At 40.0% G+C, this 22,530-nt stretch carries 10 protein-coding genes; 8 read left to right on the top strand and 2 right to left on the bottom strand.

Going from position 1 to position 22,530, the window contains the following annotated elements; translation table 11 throughout:
* Nucleotide 1 precedes the first annotated feature (1 nt).
* A complete protein-coding gene (gene dapE / locus WA256_RS01810; protein ID WP_335988636.1) occupies nt 2-1,180 on the bottom strand; it encodes a succinyl-diaminopimelate desuccinylase in 1,179 nt (392 codons plus the stop codon).
* A gap of 70 nt (nt 1,181-1,250) precedes the next feature.
* Entirely contained in the window at nt 1,251-2,669 is a 1,419-nt protein-coding gene (locus WA256_RS01805; protein WP_335988634.1) for an MATE family efflux transporter, read from the bottom strand.
* A gap of 235 nt (nt 2,670-2,904) precedes the next feature.
* Here WA256_RS01805 and WA256_RS01800 point away from each other — a divergent pair, with 235 nt between their 5' ends.
* The 8 genes from WA256_RS01800 (at nt 2,905) to WA256_RS01765 (ending at nt 22,432) form a co-directional block, all read left to right on the top strand.
* A complete protein-coding gene (locus WA256_RS01800) occupies nt 2,905-3,558 on the top strand; it encodes an OmpW/AlkL family protein (protein WP_054561921.1) in 654 nt (217 codons plus the stop codon).
* Nucleotides 3,559-3,891: 333 nt separating this feature from the next.
* On the top strand, nt 3,892-6,105 hold the full coding sequence (locus WA256_RS01795) for a CapA family protein (RefSeq protein WP_062564276.1): 2,214 nt from the start codon (nt 3,892-3,894) through the stop codon (nt 6,103-6,105).
* Between the two features lie 9 nt (nt 6,106-6,114).
* The gene (locus WA256_RS01790; protein WP_304637507.1) at nt 6,115-8,007 is read left to right on the top strand and encodes a hypothetical protein; all 1,893 of its coding nucleotides are present in this window, start codon (nt 6,115-6,117) and stop codon (nt 8,005-8,007) included.
* Entirely contained in the window at nt 8,007-11,120 is a 3,114-nt protein-coding gene (locus tag WA256_RS01785; RefSeq protein ID WP_335988630.1) for a poly-gamma-glutamate biosynthesis protein PgsC/CapC, read from the top strand. The genes WA256_RS01790 and WA256_RS01785 overlap by 1 nt, the downstream gene beginning before the upstream one ends.
* Entirely contained in the window at nt 11,107-13,371 is a 2,265-nt protein-coding gene (locus WA256_RS01780) for a hypothetical protein (protein ID WP_335988628.1), read from the top strand. Before WA256_RS01785 ends, WA256_RS01780 begins: the two co-directional genes overlap by 14 nt.
* Nucleotides 13,361-14,104 carry a hypothetical protein gene (locus tag WA256_RS01775; protein WP_335988626.1) on the top strand — a complete coding sequence of 248 codons (744 nt, stop codon included), beginning with the start codon at nt 13,361-13,363 and terminating at the stop codon, nt 14,102-14,104. Before WA256_RS01780 ends, WA256_RS01775 begins: the two co-directional genes overlap by 11 nt.
* Nucleotides 14,089-18,363, top strand: coding sequence for a hypothetical protein (locus WA256_RS01770; RefSeq protein ID WP_335988624.1), 4,275 nt, complete (start codon nt 14,089-14,091; stop codon nt 18,361-18,363). The genes WA256_RS01775 and WA256_RS01770 overlap by 16 nt, the downstream gene beginning before the upstream one ends.
* Nucleotides 18,353-22,432 carry a poly-gamma-glutamate synthase PgsB gene (locus WA256_RS01765; protein WP_335988622.1) on the top strand — a complete coding sequence of 1,360 codons (4,080 nt, stop codon included), beginning with the start codon at nt 18,353-18,355 and terminating at the stop codon, nt 22,430-22,432. Before WA256_RS01770 ends, WA256_RS01765 begins: the two co-directional genes overlap by 11 nt.
* Nucleotides 22,433-22,530 lie beyond the last annotated feature (98 nt).

Genomic DNA, 22,530 nt, shown 5'->3' with positions numbered 1-22,530 from the left:
TTTAATTAAAGATATTTCTAAGTGCAGCTAAATATATTTGCTCAATAGTTTTTAAATCTGCGATAGGAACATGCTCATTAACTTGATGAATGGTATGGTTTCGCACGCCACATTCAATCACTTGCGTGTGCTCATTAGCAAAAAAGCGACCATCTGATGTGCCACCACTGGTACTAAGCATAGGAAAGCTGCCCGTGATTTCATGCACGGCTTGTTCAAGCTGCTGCAATAAGCAATTGCTGGCTTGATGCAGGGTATAAAATGATTCACACGGGCGTTCCCAAACAAGCGTTAGCTGTGATGCTAGATCTGCCAATGCAAACTGAATTTCTTCTTTGATGTCTTTGCTTTTATAGCCATGACTATAACGTACGTTAAACGTGAGCTCACATTGAGCAGGAACAAGATTATCGACCACATTGGCAATATTAATTCCGGTCACTTGCAGTGTTGTAGCCGAACTGGCTTCATCTTTGTGCCAACTAATTGCCGTTAGGCGCTTCACAACCTCTGCACTTAAATGCGCTGCGTTTATAGTGTTTGCTGGATAAGCAACATGCCCAGCTTTACCTTGAATAGATAATCGAGCAGACAAAGCTCCCCTTCTGCCATTTTTAATAGTATCACCCACATGCAAATGACTCGTCGGCTCGCCAACTAGGCAACCATCAAGCACAACACCTTGTTTGGCTAGACGCTCAGCAATCAATAAGGAGCCGTATTCAGCTTCGCCCTCTTCATCTGAGGTAATTAACCAGTAAAATGTGCCGCGTTTATTGCTATTTTGCGCTAAAAAGCGTTTTGTTGCGCAAAGCATAGCAGCAACGCCGCCTTTCATATCTGCTGCGCCGCGGCCATAGACACTGCCATCGACTATCTCACCACTAAAAGGATCAACTCGCCAATCACCTTCTGCAGCAGGGACCACATCTATATGACCAGAAAAAGCAACGATAGGGCCTTCACCGAAGGTGATTTTAGCAATTAAATTAGTAACATGATTAAAGCTAAATACTTCACAGTCAAAGCCGAGCTGGCTTAAGTTACCTTCAAGCCAATCAATTGCACCAGCTTGAGCGGGCGTTACCGATTTAAATCGGAGCAAGGTTTGTAATGTTTCAACCACCTCAGATTGCACCGAAAGGTGCGTTGCTAACTCTGCATTTGATACCAAACTCATAATAACCCTAGTCAGTTAGAAAGCTTAGGTTATTACAACGAGAGTTTATGACCGCAGTGTGAAACTTAAATTAATGATTTCCTTCTTCAATGAGGGTTTCTTGGGTTACCTTGGCAATTTCTTTGTCTTCTTTGGTTAATTGTGTTCGTTGCCAACGACCAGCTACGAACCAAAGATAAGTAATGATCGCCACAAGCACATTTGTAATAGCAAAGGAATACCATATGCCCTGTGGTCCAAGTGAGGTATGCTTAGACAAAATATACGCTGCAGGAAATTGAATAACACATTGCGAAAGCAGTGACACAACCATCGCATTCAGCATGTTTCCTGAAGCCCTAAATGCAGCAACCACGCAAAGCTGCACACCTATTCCGCCCCAAGTTAAACACATAACGCGAATGAACTCTGCACCACCGGCAATCACAGACTCATCATCAGGAATGAAAAAAGCCACAAAGTATTCAGCAAACAGATAAGCTACAACGCCCACTAATGTTAGGCCTAGTAACCCCCAAAGCGAGGCTAACCGTGTTATTTGTGCTGCACGCTGTGGATTCCCCGCCCCCATGTTTTGACCAACCAAGGTTGAAACAGCCATTGAAAGACCCATTGCAGGGATCATCACCATTTGTAAAATATTAGAACCAACACCATAAGAGGCAATGGTATGTGTACCAAAGCTGGCAACCAAAAACGACATAATGATTAAACCAAAAGCTCGCGCAGAGAGTTCAACCGAGCCAGGAGCCCCTAAAAAGAAGGCTTGTTTCATATATTGCCAGTCTGGTTTAAAGCTAGAGAGTTTCAGTTGGATGCCGTGGCGGCCTCGCAAAAACACCCATACCCCGATTGCAGCCGCTAAGCTTTGCGTGATTAGTGTGGCTAGTGCAGCCCCCATTACGCCAAATCCAGCAAAGTCACCAAAACCAAAAATCAGTAAAGGGTCGAGCACAAAATTGAGTAATACAGTAGCGCTTACAATATAAAGCGGTACCTTGGTTTGCCCTATGCCACGCATTAAGGCTTGAAACATGGCATAAATAAATACAAACACAACGCCAATAAAAGATACATGCATAAATTTAAGGGCATCACCAAACACTTGCTGTTCAACACCTAATAAAGTCAAAAAGTAAGGAGAAAGCACATAGCCTATTAAACCAAGTATGGTTGCGGTAATTGTCACCATTAACATAGTTTGGGCAGCAACGTGATTAACCTTATCTTGCTGACCCGCTCCCATGTATTGAGCGGATAAAATAGCGCCCGCCATTGCCAAACCAGAGCCAATAGCAATCACCAAAAAGGTAACTGGCATACTGACAGAAACGGCCGCCACTTGTTCTGCCCCTAAGCGCCCCACCCAAAATGCATCGGTCAGCTGATAAGCTGACTGCAAAATATTGATTAAGATGATCGGGATACCTAATTTAAGTAACGCTTTTGAAATCGAGCCATGAAGAAATAAGTGCTGCGGATCAGCCATGAAAAACACCTAATTAAGCAAATAACCCTGTTAGTTTACCAGCCGCAACTGAATATAGAGTCAATAAGAGTCAATCTTTTTTTTGCTGTACCTGTTTAAAAACTTAATCTAAATCAATAAATGGCTTCACTTAGTTCAAACATTTTTGAAACTTTGATCTAGAACAGGTTTTGTCCGCTTCAAGTTAGTAATAATAGCCTCAACCAAATAAGACAAGTAGTTCGCGGAGAACAACATGAAAACTAAATTAAGCATTGCATTACTTACTTCACTATTAGCACTCTCTCCTGTTGCAAACGCAAACTTAAGCGTGAACGTAGGTGCAATTAATGTAAACCCTGATAACGACAGCTCAAAAATCAATGAAGCACCAACGTTAGGTCTACGTGCAGATGATGATACTCAGCTAGGTATTACTGTAGATTATGCGCTTGATGACAATTGGGTAATTGAATTAGTAGCAGCAACACCTTTTAGTCATGATGTTCAAGGTGCAGGTGGTTTAGCAGGTAACAAAATTGCGAAAATAAAACATTTACCACCAACACTTTTAGCGCAGTACCACTTCTTAGACTCAACTTATAAGTTCCGTCCATTTGTGGGTGTAGGCGTAAACTATACTGTTTTCTTTGATGAAGAGCCTTCAGCTGCACTAAAAGCAACACTAGGTACTGACGATGTAGAAGTTAAACTAGATGATTCATTTGGCTTTGCAGCTCAAGCTGGTTTTAACTACATGATGAGTGAAAACTGGGGCCTTCATGGCATGGTTTCACTAATCGACATCGATACAGACGCTACCGTTTATGCTGACGGCGCAAAAGCATTAACTTCAACTGTAGAAATCGACCCAGTTGTTGCTATGTTCGGTGTTAAATACAAATTCTAACTTTCATTTTGTGAAAGCCCATACGCACAAAAAGGCCATTTATTGGCCTTTTTTATTTCCATTCATTTCCTAATACCAAATTGCTATTTGTCTAAATTTTAAGACAAATTCTGCCAACCAATAAATTTGAACTACACTTAAAACTTAAGTTACACCTTTATCATTGGTTATTAAGTCACCAGTACAAAATATCATCGAGACTATGCCCAAGAGCATGCAATATCTGAATTTTCAGAGCTGGTCAATTGTTGTCCCTATTAGCCAGCAATTATAAAATAACCATAATAATTTTGACGTATAGAATGTAAATTGCGTGATAACGAGGGGCGTTAGTTGAAAATATTTTTTAATTCTTTAGTTCTGCTTACGTGTCTTAACTTCACTGCATGTAAAGTAAAAGACCCGAACGAAGATAAACCAGATGAGCAAACGCAGGTCGCAATCAGCGATCGCGAAAAGCTGCTTGCTGGTAGTGCAAATATTTCTTTTACGATCACCGATGAAAATCAAACACCTCTAAGCAATATCAGTGTTACCTTAGCTGGGCAAAGCTATCAGTCTGATAGCGATGGAACTATAAGTGTTAGTAACCTTGCTTATGGCAATCATGCGATTATGATTGAGCAAACCGGATATTTTCCGCGTGCAAGTATTGTCGTTAATCAACCAGACTCATCGACAACGACAGTTCAACTCCAAACTAAAGCATCGAGCAGTAAAAGCCTCTTATTTGCTGGCGATACCATGTTTGGCCGTCGTTACTTAGATCCCAATTTAAAAACCATGGGCACGTCTATTCCCGATGTAACTGATGCCTTGATCCATCCAGATACAGCAGGGCCAGACAGCATTGCAATTACTGCTGATGTAGCAGCCCTATTTGAAAATGCTGACTTTGCGTCTGTTAATTTAGAGTCGCCAGTGACGACTAATCCAGCAACCGTCCATCCAACCAAAGAGTTTAGCTTTTTTAGTCTACCTGACTCACTACAAGGCCTAACTGAGATAGGCATAGATTATGTTGGTCTTGGTAATAACCATATCTACGATTACTTGCAATCCGGCTTAGAAGATACCCTCATTGAAGTAAGCAATGCTGGCTTACTACATAGCGGTGCAGGACTTGATGAAACCCAAGCAATGACCACAGTGAGTAAAACACTTGAAGATGTAACGCTCGTGCTTTTTGCCGCCACTTCAATCACAGGGACAGAACACGAATACAGCTACATTGCTGATACTGAAAAAGGCGGGGCTGCAAATTTAACCAACTCGGATACAGTTAAATCTTCACTAGAAGAGCAGGATTCTTCACAATTTATCATTGCCCAAATGCATGGAGGTGATGAATACACCTATTCTCCTTCAAGCTATATTGGCAGCCGGTTTGAAGCATTATCAAAGCAAAATACAGATCTCCTTATTGCTCACCACCCACATGTAGCGCAAGGCTTTGCTGTCTATAACGATATTCCTGCTGTACTCGGTCTTGGTAATTTCGTATTTGACCAACCTCGCCTTGATACCTTACTCGGTGTTGCTGTGATGATCGATTTAAACACAGAAACGCAAACCGTCAACCGGGCTTTTGCTTATCCTATTTTTGTTGAAGATTATAAACCACGCTTTACAACCGGTTTTTTAACTCACTACTTATTAAGACGCCTTGCTGAGTTTTCTGATGACAATATCACTTTAATTCCTCGTGATAATTATGGTGAAGTCTATTTTAGTCAAAATCAGGCAACAAAGAGCACGACAGACGTCACTATTGAGGTAAATAGCAATAGTGACATTATTGACTTACGACAATACGCCCCTTCATCAGCCGCATTCGTATCAGAGATCGAAGTAACCAGTGGCGAACTCAGTAGTATGGTCTTCGGCCGCGACATAATGGTGTTTGGTGATTTTGAAGATTGGGATAACGACAGCGAGGCGTTTGAAGTAAGCCGCTGGGATCACACCAGTGACAGCGTTTTTCCATGTACAGACCAACCTTATGCTGGCATTCAAGCACTGTGCTCAAGTCGTGACGAGTTCGATAATACGCCATCGATAATACCGTTTAGACATACAATGCGAGTGATGGAACTAACAGATGAAAATGGCGATCCACTTCTGAGTAAAGACTTCTCATTTTATGGTTATTTACAATCAGAAAATGGTGGAAAAATTGATGCTCTATTAAGTTATACAACCGAAATAGACGATCTTACTTTTTCACAACATAAAATAGATGTAAGTGAAGGCGGTGACCAAGCATGGCATGCATTTAGTCATGACTTTAGTTTACCGTCAGATGAGTTCACTTTAGGACCAAAAGAACTTCCACCAAGAGGTGTGAAACTGCAATTTAGACATTATGCACCAAGTACAGGTGAAGCAATCTCTCGCTTAGATAATGTTGCACTAATTAGCTGGCAAGATGCTATCAGCTCAGATAATGGACTATGGCAAACCGAGAAAATGCACGGTTTTGACTTTTTAAAAATCTCAGCAAGTGATGATACGAGTGTAAAAATTACGTTCACATTACTTGATTAAGGAGGAGATGTGTCTGCTGTTCAACAATTGTTGCGTTTAAAAAACTTGCGCGCATTTTGGCTTACTTTAAGCTTATTTTGTGTGGTCTTGTTAAGTAATATGTTCAACCTCTTTCAGGCGAGCAATGCTTTTTTATATCAAAATTTAGAGTCACTAAGCCACACTCAACAAACTAATGTTGTACTTATTACCAGCGACCGCTTAACAGACAACCACCAGCAACTTGTTGAAAAATTGGTTGAATATCAACCTCGCGCGATTGTAGTGCTGGCTAATGAAACATTAGTCGCACCAAAACTAGAAAATGTCTATTACCCATACGCTGAGGGAGAATATTGCGTACCACAAATTGATAATTGGGCTACTTACCAAATGCGCATTCCTCAATCAAATGAGCTTGAATGCAAAAGTATTTGGCAGCAGATATTTAATTATGATTCAGAACACGTTCAACTTATTGACTTTGATTTAGCTGTCACTGCGCTGCCAAAATTTAGTGCTGAACGGGTGCTAAATGTTGACGTAATGAGTGAGCAACTTGAAAATAAGATTATTATCATTGGTCAAAAAGCTGCCGCTTTTAATGTCTTTATTCACGCCCCAAAAGTCGACGGCTTAAATGATCCTTTATTACTGATAGCCTATCTCGCTGACAGTATTGATAAACAAACGACTGTAAAACAGCTAAATAGCTTACTGACTATTTTTATTGAGCTTGCGCTTGTTTTTGTACTGCTTTTTAGCTTTCAAAAACTGTCGCTCATATATTCTTTTATTATTGCCTTAAATAGCGTGTTGCTATGGTGCTTATTGGGCTATTTTTTCATTGAACTTAATCAACTTTTCATCCCAATCGGACAATACATAGTATTGACATTTATCACCTTATTTTGGGTGATTGTTGTTCGAAAGATGTCTGAAGATAACGAGCTGAACACTGTTGTGAACAATATTCAGCAAAAAATGATGGGCCGTTTTATCCCACAAAGCTTTATTGAGCAAGCCTCGCCGTGGGATCCAATCATTCAATTAATTAGCCAGCAGCTAGACTTAGAAAAATCAATTTTCCTTGCCCGAAAAGAGGATGATCATCGTGTTGTTGAGATTCGTGCGATTAATTGTAATTTAGATGATATTCAAGAGATGCGCCGTGATTACAAGCGCACTCCTTACAGCAAAGCATTAAAATCATTAGGGGTTGTACAAATTACCCGCCCCTTCTTTACACATATTAAAGAAGGTGAAATCGAATTTATGGCACCCTTGGTTTATGCCGGTGACGTCCGCGGCTTTTGGGCACTATCTGTTATCCCCAACAAATACTTCAATCAGCAAGCGTTTGAAAAAAACGTCAATAAATTCGCAGCGCAAGTTGCTGAATTACTTTTCCATTATCATATATTTAAAACGACTCAAGCGAGTAACAATAGCTTATTAAATCAATTGCTAACCTTAAAGCTACATGAGCCGATTAGTGAGCAGGTTAAACAATCTATTAATGAAATGGAGCAAAAGCTAACAACCTTAGAAATGGTGTTTAATCACACCCGCTCTGCCACTGTTTTATTTAATTTGTTTGGTCAAGTAATTCAAACAAACGCATCCCTCGAACAATTTGCCAAGCAGCACCAACTTGCTATTTTTGAAATGACGGCACTAGACCTACTTTGCAAGAGCTGTGATTTAGACGCTGAAATTGCTAAAGGGAAATTGCGTTATATCACTCTAAACAAAGCAGAAGTAGCCTTACCAGCTAAGTTTGGCGAACAAGACTATACCTTAAACATTAAAGCCCTACACACTGACAGCTCACAAGCGGCATCCGGTGAGCCTTTTCAAGTATCAGGTATATTATTTGAATTTATCGATAACCATGTAGCTCGTAATGAGGGGCAAGGTTAATGGATTTTGTGTTAGCACTCTTCCCTGCAGGTAGTGGCCTTGGTCAATCTGTTATTACAACAGTTTGGGTAGGCACTGCAGTTGTATGCTTACTTAACTTGCGCTTCGGCTTTCCATTAACAGGCCTTGTAGTACCCGGTTATATCGTTCCTTTGTTGATAATTAGTCCGACCTCTGCGGCAGTTATTATCATTGAAGCTATTGTTGTATATGCCTTAATGCGTTTCAGCGCACATTATATGATGGAAAAATTTGGCTATAGCCAAATGTTTGGTCGTGATCGTTTTTTTGCCATCATATTGATAAGTATCCTAGTTCGAGTATGTATGGATACCTTGTTTTGGCCGTTAATTGCAAACCAATTAAGTCGCTGGGATATCACCTTTGATTATGCTTCACAGCTCTACTCTCTTGGTCTTATCATTATCGCTTTAACAGCTAATGTAATGTGGAACGGAGGCTTTAAATATGGCTTAAAAGTAACCTTTATTCAGTTACTTATTACCTTTATTCTCGTACGTTTTGTGCTCATGCCTTTCACAAACTTTAGTATTGCTAACTTGGGTATTATGTACGAAGCAGTAGCTGCGTCGATTATTGCGGCTCCCAAAGCCTATATCATCCTAGTTATTACCGCTTTTCTTGCCTCTCGGGCGAATATTAAGTACGGCTGGGAGTTTAACGGTATCATGCTACCAGCACTTCTTGCCCTTCAACTTACTCAACCGAGTAAATTACTAACTTCATTTGCTGAAACAGCCATTATTTTGGCCGTTGGCGGGTCACTTATTCATTTTACTAGGCTTAGACACGCCAATATTGAAGGTGCCAGATTATTGATGCTGTTCTTCACTATCGGCTTTATTTATAAACTAACTCTTAACTACATTGTGGTCTGGTATTTCCCTGCCATAAAAGTGACCGATACTTTCGCGTTTGGTTATATGTTAGCGACCTTACTTGCTTTAAAGATTTATCAAAAAAACGCCTTAGGTCTTGTCGTCAGAGCAACATTACAAACTTCGATAGTGGGTGGTATACTTGCCATTATCGTTGGCTTTATTGTTATGCTAATTCCTTCGATACTATCTAAGCCGAACCTTAAACCCGAAACTGAAACTCAGCATGTTATTACGCTTAATCAGCAAGTTAGTCAGTATAAAAGTTACCTTTATACCAGTCGTAGTAATAAAGTTAGTGTAAGTAGTTATAAAGCAAATCAAGCCGTTGCTGAGTTTAAGTATGCTGTTTATCAGCTTAATAAGGCAATTATTAAACAGCAAGATATCGCTGAGCTCTCAGCTTTATTTTCTAGCATTGGCTTTTTACTGCAAGGTGATGAAAACTATATTTATCTGATTGATACAATTGAAGATAGGCAACGCGGACTGTTTGTTTTAAACAAACAACCTAAAACTCCTTTATTAGTCACCGTGCCATTTCCAATTACTGAAAGTTTAGCCAGTGATTCTGCAGCCCTAATTTTCGAACAGCTACAAAGTAAAGCTTTGGTTTTTGGTACAAGTAAAACGCCACAAAAGACCTTAGCGAAAGAAAACCAGCAAAGCCCATTTTATCAGGCGTTTATCTCTGCATTAGAAGGTACAGAGATATTGCAAATTCGACAGGCCAACCGCCATACTGCTACTTTGTTTTCAGATAAAACAACACATGCAAAAAGCCAATATTGGATCTATAACCAATTACCAAGCTCAGTAAGTCAGCGCGAGCTACATGATTTTGTTGGCAGTGAAACAACCTTTTTTGGCACGGCAACCAGTAGCAGTCTACCTTCTTCAAGCTTTACTGGTTCAATGTTCGAAATGTTTTTAGATGCTGATAATTACACCAATATTTTAGCCAGTATATACCGTGATAATTTCAATTACAGTAATCTACAGTTGAATGAATTAAATGAAGAAATTAATCAAATAGTTGATATTTATTCGACTCACATAAGCAAAAAAGGCAGTTTTGACTATCAACCACTTTCTAATAGTCAGGTCGCACTTTGGGAGTTTGAAGTCTTAACGCCACTTTACAAGCTGATTGCTCGCATTGGTAATGATGCGCTGACTGAAGATATGCTAAATCAGCTAAAACAAATTAATGGCACCGCACAGCTTTTGAGCTATCAATTAAGGCTTGTGAAAAACAACAGTGGCCGTTATTTACTGCTGAGCCCGCTAGATACTCCTGCTGCATTACAACAAGGCCAAGGCATATTCCTATTTAATTTGACCGAGCACGAAGCAATTACCTTAAGTGTCCCTAGACCTTTATTTGAAAGTAATACGTTAAGCTTTGCCAGTGAGTTATTTGCTAAGTCGAATGCTGCTAACCTACTCGTTGCAGGAGCGCACCCTTATGCACATCCACAAGCAAATGTATTAGCTGCAGATAATGTTGATTCTTTATTCAATATTATTCACCAAAGCTTCTTACGATTTACACAAAACCAGCCTAGCTTGAATATTCAAATTCGCAGCCATAGCGCACCTTCATGGATACGTCCAAATGCAATCGCATTCTCAACAACACAAATAAGCGATACTGCGATTCCATTAATGAAGCAAATTGACAATAAACTCAATGCGTTAGGTGTCAATTATCAAACAGTCATGGGGCAACAAGCCACTCGCGGTCTCGAGATTGGTAGCTCTCCGCAATCCGGTTACCAGCAGTTTAATGCCAATAGTGAGCTGGCAACCTTGTGGCTCGCTTCAGACTTTAAACAACAGTTTTCGATGGATCAAAGTAGTGTATTACAGCGTTTATTAGCCATTTCGAGTAACTCTAAGGTTAAGGTAATAAACCTTGCCACTCTATCACCATTTAACTGGCAACCATTGGATGTTAACAAGAACCAACAGCTTCAAACCCTTGTAAATAACTATGTCGCTAATCAGCGTCTCACATCATTGCGAGATTTTTGCCTCCAAATCCCCGCTTGTAGTTTACAAACCATCAAGCTGGAACACCTTGATAAATTCGCACTAATGATAAAGCAGAACAATAACATCCTTGCGATCTATAACCCGACAAACAATCAACTGATTGATGTAAAAGCATTTAACCTGCTAATGGGAGGAGGTCAGCGTGTATTTAATTAAACGCTTATTCGCCCTATTACTTATTTTGACATTACTTTTCGCTATATTTTTTGGAGGGCGCAGCTTTTTAGTGTGGCTAGACTCAGCAGAGCCCGTGGATGCACGTAGCAATACCGAAACGCGATCTAATGTACAGTGGTTAAGTAGCGAAAAGCCACTGCGATTTACATTTTCTAATCAGCGAACTCATTCTTTACGAATTCTCTCGAATGCCGTGTTTGACCAATCTGTGTTTCTTGAATTACCGGTCAATTACGCAATTAAATACGTTCTTTATGACGATAAAGGTAATGTGATTTTAGATAAAATTTACCATCACGCTTCAAAGCTAGTTAACAATAGTGAAGAACAACAGATCAAACAAATAATAGAGAATAAACAATCACTAAACGTTGCTTCTGGGCAGTCTTTTTATTTGCCAATCACTCATTATCCAAATGCCAAAAGCCTTGATTTAACGCTGATCCCAGAAGAAAAATCGCTACAAGGCGTGGTTGTCCGTGTTCATGCAAAAACTCCTGAGCAAAATATCGACCCACTCAACAGTTGGCTTAAACGCCCTCTAGAAAGGCGAAGACGTGCCACTGACTATTTAACTATGGGTGAAAACACACTAACCAGCGCTGAAATTAGTAATGCGATGGCATTTTGGTGGCAAAAAATTGCACCTCAAGGGATCCCTGGTATCGACTTTAAATCTGACATTTTGTATGAAACTCTGCCTTACAATGTCACTACATATGACTTTAGCATGCAGCAGCATGACTTAGGCGCTTATTACACTGAACTTGGCCTTTGTGCCAGTATTACACTTGATGTGACTGACAGCCTTATTTTCGCCGTTAACTCAGAGCAGCTATTACCATCGCTAACTTGGTATGATAAGCATCAGTTCAAGGCGCCAATACCAATTAGTGTATCTCCAACCGATAACAAAAATAGCTATAAAACAGAGCTTATTGATCCAGGCCTAGTCACCATTTGTAGTGAAGAACCATTACTGACTAATTGGCGAACAGCGTCAAGCACACCAATTTTAACGAGTTATGCAGGCAGCTATTTGGTGAACGAATTTGCCAGTGTAGATTTTGATATAGAGCCAAATAGTAATCTCAATATTGACGTTCGTGCATTGCAAAGTAGTCAGCTTAACGTGGTTATTTATGATGAACGTAACCTAGCAATAGAAGATTACACCGTGACTTTAAAAGGTGAAGTGTCAGACTTCGACCGATTGATCACCGATACAACTCAAAGACAGCGTGTCGGTATGCTAAATAGTTACTATTTACGTACCCCAGATAATGCTCATCATCTGAAAATTATCGCTGAAAAAGATGTCTACGTTCGATTAAAATCTCGGTTAGCAGATTTCAATTATCAACGAACAATTTCTCATCAATATCTACCTGAGCCAATCAATGGTTTTTACGATATTGCCGCTTGGTATGAACAAAGAGCTGCAAATCATTATGAGTTAACGCAGCTAGCACATTTTACTAATATCCGTACTTTTACTCCGCCAAAAGAGCCGGATTTAGTGACAACTTTTTATCAATCTAAAGAGCTCTTTGCAAAGCTGCCATTATCAAATGTCGCTTTAGTGCTAAGTCCTGATCGCTATTTTATGCCGAAGTTACCTCCTCAGGTTTTTAACTTTGGCTTATATAACAAAAATAACTATTCACCTTATGACGACTCTGAGGACAATAGTTTAGTTTATCGCTTAACTAACAAAAGCAGCAAAGAAGTCGCGGTGTCTGAGCTATCGGTCGAGGCATTACAACAATTACAGTCACAGGCGAAAACTATTTACCAAAATTGGTATGGAGATCGTCCATGGATAAAGCAACGCATTTACCAGCTTGATAAAAATACCCCTTTGACACTTGATTTCACAAAGCAACAGCGCCCGATGAGCTTAGTATTTAAAGTGTTTCGTGCAAATAGCAGCGAACCTGTAGAGTTATCGCTTACACAAAATGCCGACTACAAAGCAGGGCTGACAAGTGAATACAGCATCGCTAAACAACGCTTTATGCTACATCAATCGGCATTACTCGATGCTTTTTTAATTCACCCAAAAAATAGTCAGTTAACAAGCTATCCTAGCGTTACTCAAACAATCACTAATGACATTGCTGAGTTACATTCCCTAACACTGCAAACAACTGACACGGTGTGGGTTTCTATACTTGAGGAATATCCTTTGCAGGAGCAAAAAGTAAGGTGGTGGAACCATGAAAACTAAAATAATGATGATTATAGTTTGGCTCTTTGTATCTACATGCCACGCAACACCTAGTTTAAATGAGCTTACCTTGAGCTTAAAGTTATGGCTTGTTGATCAGCAACAGACTCCCACACACTTTAATGTCAACCAAGGTGCTCTATTTGCAAATGAATCTTTAAGTTCCGGTGGTGAAATTCATTATAAACAGCAAGGTGAAAAGTGCATTGCTTATGCACCACATCGCTTTTATGACAAACACACACATACTATTGCAAAGGCACTATATGCACACTGCCAAGTATTTTTAAGCAACACTAAACACCGCAACGACCGTGATGAGCATGGAGAACTTATTGACTTTGGTAAGTATAAACCAAGCGCGAGTAATGCCTTTATTCTTGCATACTCTGAACATGTTGAGTCATTTTCGATTTATCAGATCCATGGTTACGCAAAAGAAAAAAGGAAGACTCCAGAGGGTAAAAAAGCTGATGCAATTATAAGTAATGGTCATGCAATACCTAGCAAGCGGACGATTGCAATCACAGCCTGTTTAAATGAACAGCTAGATATTACAGCTATGGTTTATGGCCTTGATGTTAAAGAACTTGGAGGCACCAGCAATATTCTTGCATCGCTGGCTCCTAAGAACAGTCAGTTTTTCCATATCGAGTTAAGTCGCCAGTTGCGTGAGCGATTAGTTTCTAATAACCAGCTATTTAAGTTGTTTAACCAATGCCTTATTTCATAATTGCTATTATTTTACTGCTACTTTCAATGCAGCCTGCATACGCTGTTGATACAAATAGAGGTGTTCTTGAGCCCGCAATTTGGCTGCAAACTTCGCCAAAGCTCGCGCCCTATACCACCAGCCAAGATATGAGCTTTACTGCCAAGCAACATCGCTATCTTTGGCTTCCTAAAGGACATTGGCTAGACATTGACCCTGAGCTTCTTAATAAATTCATTATTAGTGCGGGGAATACGCAATACATACAACAACGCCTACAAGTGCATCGCGATTTATTATGCGATACGAAGCGATGCCAACTCCCCGCTTTGGGCCATAACCGAATTGTCGCCATCCAAAATCACCTAGATGAGGGTGCCACGTTCAGCGCTATGATTGGTCATATACCACAAAATGTAGATAGCTTTAGACGAGCCTTGTCGCTTGCTAAGCCCTCAGTTGTAACTAAAAACCGCAATGGCAGTGAACGTTATTATCAACTAAGCAAAGATGACGAAGTCACCTTGTTTTTCTCGGCAGCAAAAAAGCTTAAATTATCTGTTCGCCAAAATATGCAACAGCCTGATGAAAAAGGCGTTATCTATGCGTATGTCGATAAACAACTGATTGCTAAAATCAATACCATTAATAGCCAAGCCTTAGAATATAAAGAGCAGTCGCTAGGCCTTGAAAATACTGAGTACCTAGCTATCGCTGCCGGACAATACTTAACGATAAAAAGTAAAACCGATGCATTTATCAAACTGGAGCAAAGTCACCGCGCAATTTATGATGATAAGGCAGCAGAAAAAGAACAAGAAAAATTACTGTTACCATACTGGTATCAAGTCGCTGATGATGCCATTACAGCGGTTTATCGCGACCACTCATTGCAAGTGTTTAGTGATGATGTATTTAAAGCAAATAACTCACTTGCCCTAAAACGCCGTACCAACTTGCTATCTATGATGACTGGGCAATCTCAGCTTAAGGGTAGTTATCGCACTTTGAACGCAGTTGAGTCTCAAAATAGTATGGTTACTGAACTCGTTGAGCAACGCTTAGTAGACGATCAGTTTTATCCACGTATAAATCAACAGCTCCGCCTTATGGCCACTTTAAGCCAATCTGCACAGCTATTTGATTTATCCAGTGAAAAACGTGCAACACCTCGGTTAACTTTAATTGCAAGGAGCACTAAAGACAGCCAATTGAAACTATCTGCAGGTGAAAATAGTTGGTTAGTAAACCTAAAAGCAACAAATGACTTTCAAACATTATTTATCTCTGTGCCACTGAGCAGTCAGTCATTAACAATTCAAAGCTTAAGTAGTCAATCAAATAAAGTTGAGTTTGCGCTGTATGCAAGAACGCTTGCTGATCTGCCCAGCGACGAAGTGATATATCAACAAGCAGTTAATGCTAAGAATATAAGCCCTGCGATATCAAAACTGATTGCAGATGACCTACACAAACAACATGCTGATTATTTAGCGGCCATCGAGCCCTACGCGCCAGCACGTAAAAACGTCTCTGCATTTAATGCCGAACAATCATTATTAACAGCGAAAGACTTAGCTAATAGCGCCCCTCTCGATGCCTTAGCATTTTTAAAACCTCTGACCCAAAATGCGAATACAACGATTGCTAAACAAGCTTGGCAACTTAGAGTAGCAATTTTACGTAAACAGCAACAGTTCCACTTAGCCAATAGTTATTTAGAAGGCCTATACAAAAGTACACAGCAATTAGAGCTGAAGCAATTTGCAGCAAAAGCCTTGATTGATAGTTATCAAACAGAACGTCAAGATATTAAACTATTTGCACTGTGTGCAGGTAACTTAACAACCATAAATGAGTGCCCGCCAGTTTTGATTGATTTAGCGGTAAAACAGCAAAAACATCGTTTGGCTGCGTGGCTGGCTCACTCATCAACTGTGCCAACTAAAGTGTCTGAAAGCTTTAAAGCGCTTAACTATCAAACTCTCAGTGCCCCTCCCTTCATTGATGAAGCGCGTTATTTAGTAAAAGCAGGTATGCAAGAAACCTTTATTAACAGCCAGGGGAAATCTCAAAATACTGTCATCACACAAACAATGCCATGGCAATTTACAGCCCAAACACCTATTAATTTAGTTATTAAGGCTCGCACAGCAGCCAAGCAGAACGGTGAGTATCAAACCGCTTGGCTTATGGCTGAGAGTCAATATCAGCATAAACTCATGCCTATTTTTAGTGATATCCCCGCAACTACTTTGTTTGTTAAAAACCAACAAGCGGCCTCAATTGCAGCCACACTAGTAATTCGCCTTAAAGCTGGTGAAGCGCTAAAAATAACAGCTGACCATACGAGTTATCTTGATGTGAGCTTCATTCCAGACTCTTTATTTAGTCAGTTCGATTATGTGTCTGACGCCGCAAATAAATCCCCATCAAATGATATTATGTCGCTTATCTACTCTGCAGACGCTACACAAGCCGAACTTTTATTAAATGGGCTTTATTTACTTAGTAAAAAGCGCATTACCAATAACCAATACACACAACTTCTTCAGCGCTTAGAAACCTTAGGTGCGGATGCTAAATCGACCTTTTTACAAAACAGAATAGAAAGTTATGGTCAATGGCAGCCATTAGATAGTTTGCTCGACTTTGCTGGTACGCGATTATTTGACATGCAAAGTACAGCACAAAGTAGCTTTGCAGATCGTTTTACATTGCTTAATACACAGGCAGGCTCCAATAAAGGCATACTGCTGCGCCCATTCCACACATTAAACATTGATTTAGCACAAACTGAAGGGCAACAAATTCGCTTTAAATTTAACTTTTCTACTGCTGAATTGGCGCGTGCAAATGTTGCTAACCTGTCATTGCAATTAGCAAATGATCAAAAGATCTGGTCAGTCACAGAGCAGCAAAGCATTCCTTTCACATTTAACAAACGTGAATTGGATAACAACATCATTTCTGTCAGGTGGCTGAACCCGTATCTATCGCAGCACCTAACAATTGAAGCTGAACAATATATTGCAGGTCGCTGGCAACACCTAGAGCTGTCGACAACGTTACTCTTTTACACAGTGACACCTGATACGCCTTTAATGGCCAAATTACCTGCTGACAGACTCATTAAGTTAGAACAGATGAATGAATTTAAGCGAACAGAAAGGCGTTTCTTCCACCCTGCGGGTAAGGTTGAAGTGACTGCGGATAAATTACAATACGTTCGTTTGTATAGCTGGCAGCTAAGTGAGCAAAGCAATAAAATTTCACCTTACTCACAGGCAAAAACCCTGTTGCCTGAACTGGTCACTTATCAAGCGCCAGAAAAGCCCTCTGTTATCAATGAGCAGATAAACTTACATAGTGACGAATTAAATTGGCAGGGATTTATTCGCTACGATCAACAAACAATTTTCCAAAGTGCCGAAGATATACCTGCCCGTGAAGAAATAGATATAGGTGCCCGCTTACGCCTCAATGATGATAATCACTGGTATCAATTAGAGGGCTATTACTCTATGAGCGATAGCCAGGCTGATATTTTTGCCCTAAATGGTTACCATTCTTGGCAAGATGAAAACAGCCCATGGTATATCGACACGCAAATCAACTCACGTTGGCAGCCAAGCCATGATAGTTTTGACTTACAGTATGCATTAGATGCAAGTATCAGTATTGGTCAGTCTTGGCAGCGCGATACTGTGCACCGTCACCAATGGCAAGTAACGCCTTACATTCGCTATAGCAGCGCAGACCTTGATGATTACCTAGCAGATGAGCAACTAAACCCGAGCGTTTTCAACTTCTACCGTGAAAATCATGCATCTGGCTGGTTGAGTTATTACCAGTACCGTTATCAACCTTGGGTTGATAACTACCTTAACTTTGGTGTTTCCTCTGGCTCTAACGATGACTGGATAAGCCTAGACTACTTACGTTTCAACTCAAGCTGGAATCAGTATTATCGTGGCCACATTTTTCAAGTTGGTCTAGATAGCTACTATCGCTTTGCTGATGAGCATAGAGCTACAGCCACATGGCAATACATCACTCGCTTTGCGTGGCAAAAACAAGTCAATTTAGGCAGTTTTACAAATGGCTGGCTGAAACTAAGCTGGCAGCAAGACTGGGTCTGGAACAATCATAATATTAGTCTCGAGTTTTCATCAGGTAATAACCAGCACACCGGCTTTGCACCTTTTGCTCATGATGAAATTATTTTCCCTGCACTTCAACTTAACCATTTGCTAGAGCACAGTGATTATGAGCAGTAAACAACTTAAACAACGCCTAGAAACCTTGCTATTTGCTGATATAGCTAGTTTTTGGCTAGACTTATACCGTCAGAAGTATCATGAACTTGTTGATGAATTAAGCCAATGGGAGCTGATAAAAAATCAACCTGACGATGACGATGAAGATGACTGGCTTTTATTACAAGCGATTGCTTTCCTTACTCACAAGATTGAAACCTTGCAGAATCAGTTGCTTAAACTTGATACCGACCATCGCCGTTTTGTAGAGCGCTTAAGCCATGCAGAGTTAAAAGCAGAACGAGAGTTTCACATTCTTGATTACGCATACATTTTAGGGGCAGACCGACTGCAGCTAAAAAAAGATCAAGAGGCTTTTCAGCGCTGGTTTGATGAAGGTGCGATGATTAATCGCTATCAAGATAAAACCTCTGAGCTTGAACAATCACTGAAATTTTTAATTGGTAAACTTGGGGATTTAGCGAACCGCTATTTACGTAGCCACGCTGACGAAATTGCGCAATCATGGCTGACTCTAAATTTAGAAAGCTTTTTCTTGTCGTTATTAGAAAAAACTGACAATGAAGCCATTCGCAACTCAATTTTTCGCGCTTTGGCAAATCAAGTGCAGCTAATAAGTGAATATGTAGATGATCCTGAGTTTAATGCCGAATTAGTAGAAAACTTACTGCAGTCTCTTGAAAAAATAACAACCCCGCATGCTGCAAAAGTCGATATCTTAGAAATTTTAATTAATTTAAGGCCAACATTCACACGCTACTATATGCGCTCTCATATTGATTTAGAGCTACCTGAAAATGAGCAAATTGACCGAAGGCAGTTATTTTTACTCAGTGCCTTTGCTGGCATTCTTAGCAAACAGCTTAACCTCAGTGAGGTTAACATTAAACTATTATTTTTACTCGCCAAACATCGCTACCCAAGAGTAAGGCAAAGTGTCTATGAGCAATGTGCTGTATTGCCATGGCCATGTTCTCAACAGCTTATTTTAGAGGGCTTACAAAATGAGACTCAACAGGCTGTTAGGTTAACTCTGATTAAGCAATTAGCCGATCCACGTTTCAGTGAGCATCAGCAAGGATTCAAAGTTTGGCAACAACAATTAATAGCAACGGCTAGCTTTGCTGAAAAGCGCTTATTACTCGAGTTAAGTCCTCGCATTATGTTTAACCTGCAAGTGGATTGCCATACAGAGCAGCAAGCTAATAGTTTATTTAAATCATTTGTGGAATTTTTAAATCAGCGCCTAGAAGATGAGCCAAGCCTCGCTATTCGTCGCATTATCAGCCGTGTACGAGAACAACTTGTCAGCTTTATGCACCAGCAGCAAGTAGCACAACTTGAAGTTGACCTGAGCGCCCACAAAAATCTAGATTTAGCTGATTGGAATGAGCAGTTACTCGGCAGGTTATTAAGTAATCAAGCGCAAAATTATGAAGCCTACAATGTCAGTGCGCGAAAGAAATCATGGCAAGTACAATATAGCTACAAGCGAGGCTTTCGTTTTTGGCGACTTTGGCATGAATTCAAAACACCGAGTACTGATAAACGCCAGAGTTTTAACCACATGCATGCAAGAAAACCAAGTGCATTTATGCATGTACCTAGTAGTACAGTGGCTGAAATTAGTCAAACAGAAGTCCCTGGCGAACCACGCTTTGATGAACAGCAATTTAGTGCTCGTGAACACTTGCCATTACTCGACTTTCTTTTGAGCAGCCTTTCTCAAGACAACCTAAAAACGCCAGCAAAAACCTATACACCGGATGGTATTCTCATAGTGACCCCACCGAAGAGCCTATTTAAAAGGCTTTACTGCTATAGCTGGATATCGTTTAACTATGAAAAATTAAACGAGCTGAGAAATGGCTCAGAAGTTGAACAAAAACAGTTTTTAGAGATATTAAAAAGTAAAGGGTTTACACTTGATTTTCAGCCGTATGGTAGCGTACTTGATACAAACTTCCCGGTAGAAACAAGTATCAGTAGTTTATATAACAAACTCGCAATTACACCATTTCTGTTTAATCTATGGTCAAGCTTTAAAGAGTATGCTTATTCAATTTACCAAAATAGCATAGGCCAGCTTATATTCTTTGTGCTCAGCTTTATCGCCTACTTTTGGGCAAGGCATTTGAAAATAAGTCGTCAAATAAAGTCTGACAGAGCACACATTCCGGTTTCAATTGGTGGTTGGGGAACGCGAGGAAAGTCAGGAACTGAGCGTTTAAAAGCTGCACTTTTTAGTAGCCTCACGTTAAAAGTTGTTAGTAAAACCACAGGCTGCGAAGCGACCATGATCTATGCCAGAGCCAGTGGTGAACAGTTCGAAATCCCTCTATTTAGACCCTTTGATAAAGCCAGCATTTGGGAACAAAGTGACGTTTTACACTTTGCCAAAAATGTAAATGCGGATGTTTTTTTATGGGAATGCATGGGCTTAACTCCGCGTTATGTCAGAATTTTGCGCAACTGGATGCAAGATAGCTTTTCAACTATCACTAACGCCTACCCGGATCATGAAGACATTTTAGGACCAACAGGTATCGATGTTGCTAATGAAACAAGCCATTTTATTGGTGAAAACAGCTTAGTATTCACCAGCGAGCAAAACATGGCCCCTATACTTGAGGCGAATGCGAAGCAAAAGAATTCAAATTTAATTCAGGTTCATTGGGCTGACGGCCTACAAATTACCGAAGATATTCGAGCCCTTTATCCATATCAAGAGCATCCTGCAAATATTGCCTTAGTTTGTAAAATGGCCAAACACATTGGCCTCAGCAAAGATTATGTATTTAAAGAAACCTCTGCGCGAATTATTCCTGACATCGGCGTATTACAACAGTTTCCTCGGGCACCAATAAGTTCTATAGAGCAGTCTTTTGTAAATAGTATGTCGGCAAATGAGCGCTTAGCAACGCTTGAGAATTGGCGCAGACTCAGCCTTTATGAGCTCAATGATTGCCCTAAGACACAAGTCATTGCATTAATTAATAACCGTAATGATCGTGTCGCTCGCTCGAAAGTATTCGCTAATATTTTGAGCCATGACTTAAGGTTTGACCGAATTGTAGTGATAGGTACTAATGTAGATGGCTTTTATAGTTATTTTATAAATGCATTAACAGAGCGAATTGATAAGCTCATTGAAAATAATGATATTGAAGAACTTGAAAGCCTATCGGTACAACTTAACTTATTAACTGCAGAGCAGATCCATGCCCGCTTTGTCCATGCATATGGGCAAACTAATGCAGATAAATTAATGTCGCTGAGTGAAGGGACACTCAATAAAGCCTGCGTAAAAGAAATTCTCGGAGATATTTTAGACTCACAAGTAGGTGTTATTTTGAGTTATTTCCGCCACCACTTTCAACGAAATGCGCTTGCTGCTTTACAAGAAAACATAGCTGAAAATGCAAATGAAATAAAAGAGCGCCTATTAACTATTACTAAGTCTAAAATAACAGTCCATGAAAACAGCAATTTATCTGCCGATGAACTTACTATTTCAACCGCCGATTTAGCTCTGCCAAATACACATCAGGTTATTGTAGGCATGCAAAACATAAAAGGTGCGGGTTTAAACTACGTGTACGCATGGCAACAGTGGCAGAAAATACATCAAACCATTCGCCACTTATTTACTGAACAGTGTTCAGCTAAAGAGTTTCGTACCGCACTTACAAACTTAAATATGATTGTTTCGTTCAATCTCATTGAAATAGACTATATGAAACAACATTTAGCAACTTTAAAGAAAACTCACCTTGCGCAAAATGAGTTTTGCCAGGCTGAAATATCTAGCCTGTTAGAAAAACTTGAAGAAGATGAATCAAACCAAAAGCAGGAGCAACAACAAGCCTTACTTGTGAAATACTTCAATCAACTAATTGAATCATTTTTAGATGCCGGTGCTGCAGTAAAACGGAAAAAGCGCGCAAACCAAATTTATCGCGATATTGCAGATCAGCGTATCACTTTAGAAAAAGCGATTAAGCTACTCGGTAAACTTAGTCGCAATCAAAAGTCTGGATGGTTCGCGAACAAGTCAAATCAAGACTAACTTTAGGGTTAGACCCAAAACCAAACCCCAATACTTACGGGTTTGGTTTTTTTGAGCTATAAAAAAATCTTGAAAAATCAGAAATTTCCGATCAAAAA

The organism is Pseudoalteromonas sp. CH_XMU1449-3 (assembly GCF_037027245.1).
GTDB lineage: Bacteria > Pseudomonadota > Gammaproteobacteria > Enterobacterales > Alteromonadaceae > Pseudoalteromonas > Pseudoalteromonas shioyasakiensis.
This window is presented reverse-complemented; position numbering and strand designations above follow the sequence as displayed.